Below are 13332 nucleotides of genomic sequence, written 5' to 3'. Positions count from 1 at the left end.
CTGTCTCCCTCATCTTGTCGACTACCGTCGTCGATTGCTCCGAAGACGCCCTTTTGAAGCGTCAAAACGGCGCTTACGGAGCAGTCGATGGGTGGTGTGGATAACTTCTGCGGCCCGAGCACCGGTCTGCTCTGATGGGCCAATGAAGACAGCACGTCCGCTCCCGCAGGAATTTCAGGGCCTTCCGTTCACCGTTGCCGCGGCCAACCTGGCAGGTGTGAAGCCCAAACGGCTCCGGCACCGTTCCCTCGCCCTGCTGGGTAGGGGCCTCCGGTCGGACGGCCCGACGTCGGGACTCCCGTTGAGCGTGCGGGTGCGGCCATTCATTGAGGTCAATGAGCGATGCGCCGCGTCGCACTTCACCGCGGCGGAGCTTGGCTCGCTTCCGGCGCGGCGGCAGAGGGAGGAACCGCCGATGTACCACATAATCAGGCCCGAGGGCGCAGCCCATCTCAACCGGCCCCATGTGATCGTCCACCGAATGAAGCTCTACGAGGACGAGGTGACGGTCCTGAACGGAATACCCCTGACAACGCCGGAGCGAACCTGGCTCGACCTGGCCGAAATGCTGACTGTGGACGAACTCGTGGTGGCGGGGGACAGTTGCGTCCGGGTACCCCGGCCTGAGTTTGAGGGCCGGGAGCTGCCCCTCTGCAGACTGGAGGACTTGCAGCGGATGATCGACCGGCACAAAGGAAAACGAGGTATCAGGAAGGCCAAGGAAGCGATCACCCTGATCCGCGTCGGCTCGGATTCGCCGCAGGAATCCCTGCTCAGGCTTGCGCTGGTCCGTGCCGGCCTTCCGGAGCCGGAGCTGAACGTGCCGATCATCGACGATGCGGGGGCGCGTCACCACGAACCCGACATGTCTTATCGGAAATACAAGATCGGCGTCGAATACGAGGGCGAACACCACGGCGACCCGGCTCAGATCGTCCGGGACATCGCCCGTTCGGAGCGTTACAAGGCGCTTGGCTGGTCCGAGGTCCGGATCTCCCAGCGCCATATGGCGAATGACGCCAGGGCGGCCGTGGCGAAGGTCCGGGTGGCCCTGGTCCAAGCCGGCTGGCGCCCCGGCCGCTGAACCGAAACGGCTGCTCCGTAGCTGCCGTTTTGAGGGCTCAAAAGGGCAGTTACGGAGCAGCCGATGGTCGGGGCGAGGGTGGGGACTAGCCGAAGTACTTCGGCAGGGTTCCCTCGTGGGCTTCGCGGAGGGCGTCGAGGTCCAGGGTATCGACGCCGTTGATCTCCAGCTGGCTGCTCTCGGCGTCCACGACGCCGATCCGGACGTGCGCGAAGCCGCGGGCGGTGCACATGTCCTTGAACCGGATTTCCTCCGAGCGGGGCACCGCCACGATGGCACGGGCCTGGGACTCGGAGAACAGTGCGGTGAACAGGTCCACGCCGTCGCGGTCCATCACATCCTGGAGCGAGATCCGGGCGCCGGTGCCGTAGCGCAGCGCGGACTCCACGAGCGCCGCCGCGAGGCCGCCCTCGGAGAGGTCGTGCGCGGAGTCCACCATGCCGTCGCGGGAGGCGTTGATCAGGATTTCACCGAGCTCGCGTTCGGCAGCGAGGTCGACCTTCGGCGGCAGCCCGCCCAGGTGGCCGCGCAGGTTGGACCACTCCGAACCGTCCAGCTCCGCCGCCGTCGTGCCCAGGAGGTAGATGGCCTGGCCGTCCTCGCGCCAGCCCGAGGGCGTGCGGCGCGCGACGTCGTCGAGCTTGCCCAGCACGGCGACCACGGGGGAGGGGTGGATCGGGACGCTGCCGGTCTGGTTGTACAGCGACACGTTGCCGCCGGTGACGGGGATGCCGAGCTCCATGCAGGCGTCGGAGAGGCCGCGGATGGCTTCGGCGAGCTGCCACATCACGTCCGGATCCTCGGGGGAGCCGAAGTTCAGGCAGTCGCTGACAGCCATCGGGATGGCACCGGAGGTGGCGACGTTGCGGTACGCCTCGGCCAGGGCCAGCTGCGCGCCGTGGTACGGGTCGAGGTAGGTGTAGCGGCCGTTGGCGTCCGTGGCCAGGGCCACGCCCAGGCCGGTTTCCTCGTCCACCCGGACCACGCCGGCGTCGTCGGGGAACGCCATGGCCGTGTTGCCGCCGACGTAGCGGTCGTACTGGTTGGTGATCCAGGACTTGCTGCACATGTTCGGCGAGGCGACGAGCTCGGTGATGGCGGCGGCCAGCTCCGCGGGGGCGGCCGGGCGTGCGGTGTCCTGCACGGAACCGGTGAAGGTGTCCGCCTGGACGGCGTCCTGCCACTCGGGCCGGGCGTCGGGGCGGTCGTAGACCGGGCCGTCGTGGGCGACGGTGCGCGGGTCGACGTCGACGATCACCTCGCCCTCCCAGGTGATGATCAGGCGGCCGGTGTCCGTCACCTCGCCCAGCCAGGAGTACTCCACGGCCCACTTGTTCATCACCGCTTCGAACGCGGCGATGTTCTCGGGGGTGACCACGGCCATCATGCGTTCCTGCGACTCGGACATCAGGATTTCGCCCGGGGTCAGGGTGGGGTCGCGCAGCAGGACGGAGGTCAGCTCGACTTCCATGCCGCCGTCGCCGTTGGAGGCGAGCTCGGACGTGGCGCAGGAAATGCCGGCCGCGCCCAGGTCCTGGATGCCCTCCACGAGGGAGCCCTTGAACAGCTCCAGGCAGCACTCAATGAGGACCTTCTCGGCGAAGGGGTCGCCCACCTGGACGGCGGGCCGCTTGGAGGGCTTGGTGTCGTCGAAGGACTCGGAGGCCAGCACGGAGGCGCCGCCGATCCCGTCGCCGCCGGTGCGGGCGCCGAAGAGGACCACCTTGTTGCCCTTGCCGGAGGCGTTGGCGAGGCGGATGTCCTCGTGCCGCATGACGCCGACGGCGAGGGCGTTGACCAGCGGGTTGCCCTGGTACACCGAGTCGAAGACCATCTCGCCGCCGATGTTCGGCAGGCCCAGGGAGTTGCCGTAGCCGCCGATCCCGGCGACGGCGCCGTGCATCACGCGGGCCGTGTCCGGGTGGTCGATGGCGCCGAAGCGCAGCGGGTCCATCACGGCCACGGGGCGGGCGCCCATCGAGATGATGTCGCGGACAATGCCGCCGATGCCGGTCGCGGCACCCTGGTAGGGCTCCACGAACGACGGCGAGTTGTGCGACTCGATCTTGAACGTCACGGCCCAGCCATCGCCGAGGTTCGTGACACCGGCGTTCTCGCCGATGCCGACGAGCATGTCCTTCTTCATCTCCTCGGTCACCTTTTCGCCGAACTGGCGCAGGTGGTTCTTGGAGGACTTGTAGGAGCAGTGCTCGCTCCACATCACCGAGTACATGGCGAGCTCGGCGCCGGTCGGGCGGCGGCCCAGGACTTTGACGACCTCGTCGAACTCGTTCTGCTTCAGGCCCAGCTCGGCCCAGGGAAGCTCGACGTCCGGGGTCTTCGCCGCGTTCTCGACGGTGTCGATGTTGAACTTCTTGGTGGTCTGCGCGGGCGCCGCCATTGCGGGGGTCTCCGTCATTTGTTGTCTCCCACGATCGTGTTCAGGACAGAGGTGAAGAAGCCGAGGCCCTCGGTGCCGGCGCCGGTCTCCGGGCCGAAACCGGCCTCCACAGCGTGCTCGGGGTGCGGCATGAGGCCCACGACGTTGCCGGCGGCGTTGGAGATGCCGGCGATGTCGCGGCGCGAGCCGTTGGGGTTCCAGCCGACGTAGCGGAACACCACGCGGCCCTCCGCCTCCAGGGCGTCGAGGGTTTTCTCGTCCGCGATGTACTGGCCGTCCTGGTTCTTCAGCGGCACGGTGATTTCCTGGCCGGCGGTGTAGTCGCGGGTCCAGTCGGTGGTGCTGTTTTCCACCCGCAGGACCTGGTCGCGGCAGAGGAACTTAAGGTGGTCGTTCTTGATCATCGAGCCGGGCAGAAGGTGCGACTCGGTAAGGATCTGGAATCCGTTGCAGATGCCGAGGACGGGCAGCTTGGCGTCCGAGTTGGCGGCGTCGATGATCTTGGCCATCAGCGGCGCGAACCGCGCGATCGCGCCGGCGCGGAGGTAGTCGCCGTAGGAGAAGCCGCCGGGAATGACGACGGCGTCGACGTCGCCGAGGCTGGTGTCCGCATGCCAGAGGGCCACCGGGGTGGCGCCGGCCAGGCGGACCGCGCGGGCGGCGTCGCGGTCATCGAGGGTGCCGGGGAAAGTGACGACGCCGATCCGTGCACCCGCGAGCCGGGGCTCCGCGGCGACGGCGACGGCCTCGCCGATCAGGGGGAGTTCAGTCATCTCAGGCCTCGACGACCTCAACGTTGACGACGTCCTCAATGACCGGGTTGGAGAGCAGGGTCTCCGCGGCGTTGCGGGCCTGGGCCAGGATCTCCTCGGTCACCTCGCCGTCGACGGTCAGTTCGAAGCGCTTGCCCTGGCGGACAGAGCTGAACGCGGTGAAGCCCAGGCGGGGCAGTGCACCCACGATGGCCTTCCCCTGCGGGTCGAGAATCTCGGGCTTGGGCATGACGTCGACAACGATCCGGGGCATCCGGCAACTCCTGTGCGTGAGCATTGGGTAAGGGCGCAGCGGAGTAGTGCCGTCTCACGCCGATCCGTTGTGTGGTGACAACGTGATTCGGGCGCTCCGCGAGCTTGCACCCTCATTCTAACGGGCGCGGTGCGCCATGCCGCATTCGTGACCGGGCGGCGGCCGCGGTGCCCGGCGCGCGGCGGGGCCATGGTCACCGCTCTGGTCTGCGGCGGCGGCGCTCAGTAGGATGTGGGGATGGCTGAGAAACCGAGATCCGTCCTGCTTCCCGTGGTCGCCGCCGCCGTCTTCGCGGGCCTCGGCCGGATGGTCCTGCAGAAGGTCAAAGCAGACCGGGCGGCGAGGGCGAGCAACGTGGCCGGCCCGCTGGACGAGAAGACCAAGGCCTGGATCAGCGAGGTAGTCCGGACGCCCCGGCAGTAGCCGGCCGACAGTCATCAGCGTGTAACAACCCCCGTAATTACCCGCCTCCGGGCGGGCCCCGAGCCGGGACGGCGCCGCCGTCCCGGCTCTGCCGTGTCCCCCGCACGACGAGATTTGTCGACCAATATGACCAAACCAGATTTGTTGCTGTGGTCTATGTCATATCTGGCTCTCAGTCTGTACTGTATGAATCGGCTGGTATCCGCCCGTGGGCGAGAGTCAACTCCTGTTCCGCTTCCCGAACCAGTCCGTCGTCCCCGGCAATGGCGCCGGGACCGTACCCTCTGAAAGGTTCAAATCACTCGTGAAATCACCAGGAAAGAGCTTCCTTCGAAGCGGGGGACTCCGGAGGGCAGCGGCGCTGACCCTGGGTTTACCGGTTCTCCTCTCCACAGTTGCCATCTCGCCCGCCACTGCTGCGCCGGGCCAGGGTTCCACCGTCGCCGGGATCGCGCAGAAGAATCTGGACCCCGCCAATTACTCGGACGGCCGCTACATCGTTGTGCTTGCTGAGAAACCGGCGGCCACCTACGACGGCGGAACACCGGGCCTGGCGCCCACGAAACCCGAGTCGGGCAAGAAGTTGGACACCAAAAAGCCGGCCGTCCGGCAGTATGAGGCCCACCTTGAGCAGAAGCAGACCGAGGTCGCCGCGCAGCAGAACGTTGCGATAAAACGCAGCTTCACGGCGGCGGTCAACGGATTCAGCGCGAACCTCACCTCGGACCAGGCCATAAAACTGGCCAAGAACCCGGACGTTCTTGTGGTTGCCCCCGACACGGAAAACGCCCCGGATTACTCCAGCACTGATTTCCTCAAACTCAGCGGCGCCAACGGCACCTGGAACACCAAGTTCGGCGGCCAGGATGCAGCCGGCAAGGGCGTCGTCGTCGGTGTCATCGACACCGGCTACACGCCCGGCAGCGCCTTCTTCGCCGGTGAAGAGGTAAAGCCGCTGGTCGGCGACCCGGTGGTTGGCGTGCCGTACCGCACCAGCGACGGCAAGATCGCCATGCTCAAGTCCGACGGCGACACCTTCATCGGCGAATGCCAGAAGGGCGTGGGCACCGGCGCGGACTTCGACGGCTCGGCCTGCAACTCGAAGGTCCTGGCCGCGCACTACTTCGCCGATGATTTCTTGAAGTACGTCACCCCGGACAACCGGTCGCCACTGGAGAAGATCTCCCCGGTCGACGTCGCCAGCCACGGCACGCACACGGCCAGCACTGCCGCAGGCAACGCCAACGTCGAGACGTTCGTGGATGGCCGCAGCTTCGGCCTGACCAGCGGCATGGCCCCGGCCGCCAAGCTCTCTGTGTACAAGGTTTGCTGGGAGGACACGAATCCCAACACTGGCGGCTGCTACTCGTCGGCATCCGTGGCCGCCATCGACCAGGCCATCGTGGACGGCGTTGACGTCCTGAACTACTCGATCTCGGGCTCCACGACCACCACAACGGACCCGGTCTCGATGGCCTTCCTGTCTGCTGCTTCAGCGGGCATCTTCGTCGCTGCCTCGGCGGGCAACTCCGGTCCCACCGCGAGCACCGTCAACCACGGCGCACCCTGGCTGACCACGGTCGCCGCCAGCAGCTTCTCCCAGGAACTCCAGGGCACGGTGGAATTCGCCGATGGCACCAAGTTCCGCGGCGCCAGCATCATGAACCGCGAGGTCAAGGGCGCCGGCGTTGTCCTGGCTGCCAACGCCGCCGCCACGGCCGGAAACGCCAACGCAGCGCTGTGCGGCCCGGATACGCTGGACCCGGCCAAGGTCGCGGGCAAGGTTGTGGTTTGTGACCGCGGTGTCTTCGACCGCGTCGCCAAGAGCGCAGAGGTCAAGCGCGGCGGCGGCGTCGGCATGATCCTGGTGAACCTGAGCAACTCCTCCTTGGACACTGACAAGCACTCCGTCCCGACCGTGCACGTGAACCCGCCGGCCACCGACGCTATCAAGGCCAAGGTGACCGCCAACCCGGCGATCACCGTGTCCCTGGTCAATAAAGACACCACCGGTCTGCCGCTCGAGGCCCAGCCGCAGATTGCCGGCTTCTCCTCCCGCGGCCCGCTGCTCGCCACCGGCTCGGACCTGCTGAAGCCGGACGTCGCCGCTCCCGGCGTTGCCGTCCTGGCCGGCGTCTCACCGATCGGCACGGGCGGGGACAACTTCGGCTTCATGTCCGGCACCTCCATGGCAGCACCGCATGTGGCCGGATTCGGCGCACTGATCCTCGGCAAGAACCCCAAGTGGTCCCCGGCCATGGTCAAGTCCGCCATGATGACGACCGCCAGCGACGTCAAGCTCGCCAACGGAAGCAAGGACACGGACGTCTTCGCAACGGGCGCAGGGCAGGTAGACCCGGCACGGGTACTGGATCCGGGCCTCGTCTATGACGCCAACGACGAGGACTACCTGAAGTTCATCCAGGGCACCGGCGTCGACCTCGGCATGCCGGACCTGGGCGCCACCAAGCCCCGCGACATGAACGTTCCGTCCTTCGCGCTGGGCAACCTCACGGGCAAGATCGAGGTCACCCGCACCCTGACCGCGCTGACCCCTGGCACCTACCGGGTCAAGACTGATCTCCCGGGTGTCAAGGTCACGGTAACGCCGTCCATCCTGACCTTCGGCGCGGCCGGAGACAAGAAGACGTTCAAGGTGTCCTTCGAGAACCAGAACGCGGCGCTCGGCAAGTTCGCCATGGGCACGCTCACGTGGCAGGGCGCCAACAAGAACGTAGCCTCTCCGATTGCGGTCCGCCCGCAGGCGGTAGTCGCTGCGAGCGATGTCGCGTTTGTTTCCGAGGGCGGTAACGGTTCCGGGGCCATCAACGTGGTTTCGGGAAGCAGCAACCCGATCACCATGACCCTGGACGGGCTGTCGAAGGCGGATTCCTCCGCGATTGAACTTGTCCCGGGCGATGCGATCCTTGGCGCGAACAACGCGTCGAACTTCGGAAAGACGGTCCAGGTACCTGCCGGCGCCCCGCTGGCCAAGTTCTCTGTTCTCTCTTCGGATCCGAATGCGGACTTCGACATGTACGTGGTGAACCCCGCCAACCAGCTGGTGCAGGTCGCCACGTCGTCGGCGAGTGAGTCGCTGTCGATCCCCAACCCCGCGCCGGGAACTTACCGGATCTTTGTCAACCTCTATGCAAGCCCGAATGGTCAGGCCACGAAGGCGAGCGTGGACGCCGCCGTCCTGGGCGCCAACGTCGGGAACGCCACGTTGACTCCCAACCCGCTGCGCCTTGCCAACGGCAAGTCCGGGCAGGTCACGCTGAACTGGAAGGGCCTGGCAGTTGGGTCTTACATCGGTCGAGTGACCTACGCGGGCGCCAGCGATCCGACGTTCGTGAGTGTTATCGTCACGCCGGCCGGCGCCGTCGTGGTTCCGCCGACGTCCGAGGACCAGGAGAGCAACGACGGTCCCGGGGACAGCGGTGACAACGGAAACAGCGGCAAGGACCACAAGGAAAAGAAGGACAAGGGCAAGAAGGTGAAAAAGGAAAAGGGCAAGATCCAGAATGGTGACCTGCTCAAGGCCCCGAACAACGCCATCTAGCACCACCTGAAACAGCAGTGGCCGGCGGTCGTGGACCGCCGGCCACTGCCATTTAAGCTCCGGGCCTCAGACGGCGCCGGTGGATCCCGCGATGCCGCCGAGGACGGGTGCAAGGGCACGCCAGCGGGCGATTTCGCAGCCGTCGGTGCGGCTGAACTCGCAATGGACTTCCCGGCCCCGGTAGTGCCCGGTCACCACAGCCACCTGGGGGCCGCCGTACTGCTGGGTGCATAGCTTCGGCGGTCCGGGCACGGGGAAGAAAATGGCCTCGCCGTGCAGCCGCAGGGCCTCGAGTGCGGCAACGGGGTCCGGCAGGGTGGACCCGGCGCCGGGGATCCCGCCGTCGGCGATCAGCCGAAAGCTGTACTCGGGCGCGCCCGGCCCCTCCGTCAGCCGGACGGTGAGGTCCACCTCGTGCGGGGCGTTCCCTTGGGCGGGGGCGGTCATGGGCGTCCTTCCCGGCCGGCCGGAACCGGGGGCGCCGCGGTCGCGGTGCCGGCGGCCTGCAGCAGCGGCGTGAGTTCGAGCAGCAGCCGTCCGCGCAGCTCCTGCGATGCGGCGGCGAACGCCCTTTGCTGGTCCACGTACTCGGCTTTCCCGTCCGGCGTTTCGATCCGGATGGGGGGATAACCCCACTCGCTCAGCTCGTAGGGGGAGGCGCGCATGTCCATGGCGCGGATCCGCCAGGACAGTTCGAAGCAGTCCATGACCAGCTCGCTGGGCAATGCGGGCGCCAGCTTGTAGGCCCACTTGTAGAGGTCCATGTTCGCGTGCAGGCAGCCGGGTTGTTCCATGCTCCGCTGGTTCTCGCGGCTCGGCTCCAGGGTGTTGAGCGGCACCGCGTCCGGGGCGTAGAACCGGTAGGCGTCGAAATGCGAGCACCGGATCCTGTTGTCCTCCACCACTTTGTCCGTCCCCTCGGAACCGAGCCGCAGTTTCAGGTATTCGTGCCGCAGTTCGAACTTGTCCTGCCGGTAGACCATGGCCCACTCGTGCAGGCCAAAGCAGCCGAACTGCGCCGGCCGGGCGGCCGTTCCCGCCAGGATGATGCCGGCAAACTGCACGGCATCGCGCCGCTCGGTGAGGAACCGTTCGACGTCGACCGTCACGGCGTCCGTGCCCGGCTTCAGGCCGGCGGCGGCGAGTTCGTCGGCGGTGGCAGTGCGGTAGTACTTCCAACCGGCGCGCGCCGCGGCGGCGGTTCCGGAGAGCACAACGCCGGCGCCGGGATGCCAGCGCAGCAACTGGCCGGGCTTCTGGGTGTAGTAGGTGAAGAGGAAGTCCTCCACCGGGTGCTTCTGGCCGGCCGACCTCCGGGCGAGGTAGGGATCGGCATAGGTGCGGACGCGCTGGGCGTGGGCGGCTTCGCGCCGGAGCCACTCGTCCTGCGGGAGGTGCTGCAGTTTAGACAGCTCCACCGGTGGATCCCAGAATGTCCTTGGCGGCTTTCCACTGGGCGATCTCGCAGCCGTCGCGCAGGCTGAACCTGGCTTCGACAGCCTTGCCATCCACCGAGCCCGTGACCGTCGCCTCCTCCGGGCCGCCGTACTGCTGGGTACAGGCCTTGTCCGTGGGCCGGGGCTCGGGGCTGAGGAGGGCTGCGTTCTCCTTCAGGGCGGCGCAGCCCGCGGCGGCGGTCGGGTGCTGGCTTTCCGCGGCGGGAATCCCGTTCTGGCACACCAAGGTGTAGTTGGTGGCCTTCCCGCCCTCGGCGGACGTGACCATAATCGCCAGTTCTGCGTTGCCCTGCCCTGGTCCGGCGGTCGGGGCGGCAGCCGACGGCGACGGCGCCGGGGCGGTGGTTTCGGCGTCGGCGGAGGGGGTTCCCGTGCTGCTGGCCGAAGCCGAAGCGGAGGCGGTGCCGGTGGTCGAGGCGCTCGGCGCGGGTCCGCCGGCCGGGGAGCAGGCCGCAAGCCCGGCAGCCGTGATCAGGGCGAGCAGGGTGGGAGTCAGGGTCTTGCGCATGGTCGGCTCTCCTCGGTTTTACTCATTCTAGCGCCGGTCCAACATCGCGCTTCGGGCCAGACGGGCCCGGGGCCGTGTCCAAGGGGACTAGCCGCTGTGGCCCTGGTCCGCGTCCCGGGTGGCGGCGATGAGCCGCATCATGGCGGCATGCAGTTCGCTGACCTGTTCGCGGTCCAGGCCCAGCCGCGCCATCATAGTGCCGGGGACCGCCGTCGCCTGCTGCCGCAGCGCCGCCCCGCGGTCGGTCAGCCGCACGGCGAGACTGCGTTCGTTGCCTTCGGCACGCTGCCGTGTGAGGTAGCCCGCGGCCTCCAGCCGCCGCAACAGCGGCGAGATCGTGGCGGGTTCCTGGGCTAGGGCTTCGCTGATCTCCCGGACCGTGCGGGGGCTCGATTCCCACAGGCAGAGCATCACCAGATACTGCGGGTGGGTGAGGCCCAGCTTGTCGAGCACCGGCTTGTAGGCGCCCACGACGCTGCGGGACGCGACGGTCAGGGCGAAGCAGAGCTGGTGCTCGAGCAGGAGGTCCTCGTCCGCGGGGGCGCCGGCCTCCGGTGCTGCTGGGGCGGCGAGATCGGGGACAGCCATTGGGCCTCCTTCAAATAGTTAGTGCACTAATGATTAGCGTACACTGGTGCCACGTCCGTTTCGAAGGAGTGGGTCATGGCCAAGGAAAACACCGCCCAGCGGTTTATGCGTGCGACCGGGAAGCTGAGGGCGGTCTTCGGCCCCGCCAGCCGGACGTCGATCGGCCATGAGATGACGGAGCAGAACCGCCAGCTGCTGGCCCAACGGGAGGCCGAGACCCAGCAGTGGGAAACCCTGCACCGGCCGGACGGCAGCACCTATGTGGTGCCCCGCAACCCCGGCGACAAGTCCCTGCGCTAGGCGCCGCTGCCCTGCCCTTTTGGCCGCCGTCGGGCGTAAAATGGGGGCACTGGCGCCGCCCGCGCCACCTTCGCTTGGCCTGTCAACAGGAAAGGGGGTGGGAATATGGCACGTGCATTGAGAGCGGCTGCATTGCGTCGGCGCCTGCACCCGTCGAACTGGGCGCGGTTCCTTTTTGGCCCTGCTTCGCGCGGCGATTATTCCGCGCCGGTCGTGCACCGGCACGATGACTTCGAGCAGGCCTCGGAGACTGATCTGGCCGGCTTCGAAGTCGAGACCGATTCGCAGGGGCACCACTACGCGGTCCGCCGGGAGGATCTCCCCAAGGAGCAGGTCTGACCCGGGTGTGAACGGGACGGCGAAGGGAGCGGCACTGATGCCGCTCCCTTCGCGCGTTGGCCCTTGGGCGCGGGGCCCTTGGGGCGGTCCTAGCGGCCGGTGCCGCCGTAGACCGTGGCCTCGTCTTCGCTGTCCAGGTCAAAGGCCTTGTGGATGGCGCGCACGGCGTCATCGAGCAGGTCGGCATGGGTCACCACCGAGATACGGATTTCCGAGGTGGAGATCATGTTGATGTTGATCCCAGCCTCGGAAAGCGCTGCGAAGAATCGTGCGGAAACGCCGGGGTGAGAGCGCATGCCGGCACCGATCAGCGACAGCTTGCCGATCTTCTCGTTGTATTCGATGTTCTCGAAGCCGATCTCAGCCTGGGCCGCGCGGAGGGCGGCCAAGGCGTCGGCACCTTCAACAATGGGCAGCGTGAAGGAGATGTCCGTCCGGCCCGTCCCGTGCGTGGAAACGTTCTGGACGATCATGTCGATGTTGGAGTGCGCATCGGCGATGACCTGGAAGATCGCCGCGGCCTTGCCGGGGATGTCCGGGACGCCCACCACCGTGACCTTTGCTTCGGAACGGTCGTGTGCAACGCCGGAGATGATTGGCTGCTCCAAGGCAACTCCCTCTTGAATCGTGATCTTGTCATCGGCGCTGGGCAGGACCCAGGTGCCTTCGTTCTGGCTGAATGAGGAGCGGACGTGCAGCGGCACCCCAAAGCGGCGCGCGTATTCCACGCAGCGCAGGTGCAGGATCTTGGCCCCCGAGGCCGCGAGCTCGAGCATTTCCTCGCTGGAGATCCGGTCGATCTTCCGGGCGGAGGGCACAACCCGTGGATCCGCCGTGTAGATCCCATCAACGTCGGTGAAGATCTCGCAGACATCGGCGTCGAGGGCGGCGGCCAGTGCCACCGCGGTGGTGTCCGAGCCGCCGCGGCCCAGCGTGGTGATCTCGTTCGTGGTGCGGCTCATCCCTTGGAAGCCCGCGACGATGGCGATGTGTCCCTTGTCCAGGGCCGTGCGGATCCGGTGCGGGTCGACGTCGATGATCCGGGCCTTGCCGTGGATGCCGTCGGTGATCATGCCGGCCTGGGAACCGGTGAACGACTGGGCCGAGGCGCCGTACTTGTTGATGGCCATCGCAAGCAGGGCCATGGAGATGCGCTCGCCGGCGGAAAGGAGCATGTCCATTTCCCGGGCCGGGGCGGAGTCGGTCACCTGGGCGGCAAGGTCGAGAAGTTCGTCGGTGGTGTCGCCCATGGCGGACACCACGACGACGACCTCGTCGCCGGCGTTGTGGGCGTCCACGACGCGCCGGGCGACGCGCTTAATGCCCTCGGCGTCGGCCACGGAGGAGCCGCCGAACTTCTTTACGACGAGCTGCTTGGTGACGGCGGGAATTGCGGGCAGCACTCCGGGGTGGACTTCGGTCGTGGGCAAACTCATGCGCGCACCCTCACTGGATCATCGGGGTTCTGGGCAAAGCCGCTCAACGGCGCGGCCAAACGGCGCGACGGCGACTTCTCCGCCCAGTTTATCGCCGCTGGCGGCCCGGCGTTCAATTGTGACCGAACGGGGGTGCTGACTGGGGCCGATGGGGCGGGGTCTGGGTGGGGCTGGTTCCGGGCCGGCCCGGTCCGGGATGGCTGACTGC

General features: G+C 67.4%; 13 protein-coding genes. 5 read left to right on the top strand and 8 right to left on the bottom strand.

Translation table 11 applies throughout. The features are described 5' to 3' along the window. Positions 1–142: 142 nt before the first annotated feature. A complete protein-coding gene (locus E7Y32_RS03480; protein WP_261382525.1) occupies positions 143–1084 on the top strand; it encodes a hypothetical protein in 942 nt (313 codons plus the stop codon). 85 nt (positions 1085–1169) lie between these two features. Here E7Y32_RS03480 and purL read toward each other — a convergent pair whose 3' ends face one another. The 3 genes from purL to purS are packed head-to-tail and all read right to left on the bottom strand — an operon-like array spanning position 1170 to position 4511. Next, positions 1170–3485: a phosphoribosylformylglycinamidine synthase subunit PurL gene (purL, locus tag E7Y32_RS03475; protein ID WP_146338190.1), complete on the bottom strand. Its 2316-nt coding sequence runs from the start codon at positions 3483–3485 to the stop codon at positions 1170–1172. A 14-nt stretch (positions 3486–3499) separates the two neighbouring features. Next, positions 3500–4258 (bottom strand): phosphoribosylformylglycinamidine synthase subunit PurQ, encoded by a 759-nt coding sequence (purQ, locus tag E7Y32_RS03470; RefSeq protein WP_146335893.1) that lies wholly within the window; start codon positions 4256–4258, stop codon positions 3500–3502. A 1-nt stretch (position 4259) separates the two neighbouring features. After that, complete coding sequence (purS, locus tag E7Y32_RS03465) at positions 4260–4511, bottom strand: phosphoribosylformylglycinamidine synthase subunit PurS (RefSeq protein WP_011690410.1); 252 nt, start codon at positions 4509–4511, stop codon at positions 4260–4262. A gap of 237 nt (positions 4512–4748) precedes the next feature. Here purS and E7Y32_RS03460 point away from each other — a divergent pair, with 237 nt between their 5' ends. Further along, on the top strand, positions 4749–4934 hold the full coding sequence (locus tag E7Y32_RS03460; RefSeq protein WP_146335892.1) for a hypothetical protein: 186 nt from the start codon (positions 4749–4751) through the stop codon (positions 4932–4934). A gap of 361 nt (positions 4935–5295) precedes the next feature. Then, positions 5296–8496, top strand: coding sequence for a S8 family peptidase (locus tag E7Y32_RS03455; RefSeq protein ID WP_146338188.1), 3201 nt, complete (start codon positions 5296–5298; stop codon positions 8494–8496). A gap of 66 nt (positions 8497–8562) precedes the next feature. Here E7Y32_RS03455 and E7Y32_RS03450 read toward each other — a convergent pair whose 3' ends face one another. The 4 genes from E7Y32_RS03450 to E7Y32_RS03435 form a co-directional block, all read right to left on the bottom strand. Continuing rightward, complete coding sequence (locus E7Y32_RS03450; RefSeq protein ID WP_146335891.1) at positions 8563–8943, bottom strand: serine protease inhibitor; 381 nt, start codon at positions 8941–8943, stop codon at positions 8563–8565. Beyond that, positions 8940–10004, bottom strand: a complete 1065-nt coding sequence (locus E7Y32_RS03445; protein ID WP_146335890.1) for a 3-methyladenine DNA glycosylase — start codon at positions 10002–10004, stop codon at positions 8940–8942. Before E7Y32_RS03445 ends, E7Y32_RS03450 begins: the two co-directional genes overlap by 4 nt. After that, positions 9901–10461: an SSI family serine proteinase inhibitor gene (locus tag E7Y32_RS03440; protein WP_146335889.1), complete on the bottom strand. Its 561-nt coding sequence runs from the start codon at positions 10459–10461 to the stop codon at positions 9901–9903. The genes E7Y32_RS03445 and E7Y32_RS03440 overlap by 104 nt, the downstream gene beginning before the upstream one ends. Positions 10462–10548: 87 nt before the next feature. Beyond that, positions 10549–11049: a MarR family winged helix-turn-helix transcriptional regulator gene (locus tag E7Y32_RS03435; protein WP_146335888.1), complete on the bottom strand. Its 501-nt coding sequence runs from the start codon at positions 11047–11049 to the stop codon at positions 10549–10551. 75 nt (positions 11050–11124) lie between these two features. On the opposite strand from E7Y32_RS03435, the gene E7Y32_RS03430 reads away from it, so the two are divergent. Next, on the top strand, positions 11125–11349 hold the full coding sequence (locus tag E7Y32_RS03430; RefSeq protein WP_146335887.1) for a hypothetical protein: 225 nt from the start codon (positions 11125–11127) through the stop codon (positions 11347–11349). Positions 11350–11481: 132 nt separating this feature from the next. Beyond that, on the top strand, positions 11482–11688 hold the full coding sequence (locus tag E7Y32_RS03425) for a hypothetical protein (protein ID WP_395940447.1): 207 nt from the start codon (positions 11482–11484) through the stop codon (positions 11686–11688). Between the two features lie 89 nt (positions 11689–11777). Here E7Y32_RS03425 and E7Y32_RS03420 read toward each other — a convergent pair whose 3' ends face one another. Next, positions 11778–13124 carry an aspartate kinase gene (locus tag E7Y32_RS03420; RefSeq protein WP_146335885.1) on the bottom strand — a complete coding sequence of 449 codons (1347 nt, stop codon included), beginning with the start codon at positions 13122–13124 and terminating at the stop codon, positions 11778–11780. Positions 13125–13332: the final 208 nt, after the last annotated feature.

Origin of the sequence: Arthrobacter sp. UKPF54-2 (assembly GCF_007858535.1) — a bacterium.
Classification (GTDB): Bacteria; Actinomycetota; Actinomycetes; order Actinomycetales; family Micrococcaceae; genus Arthrobacter.
Note: the sequence above shows the minus strand (reverse complement) of the source record. Positions and strands in the feature narration are given on the sequence as shown.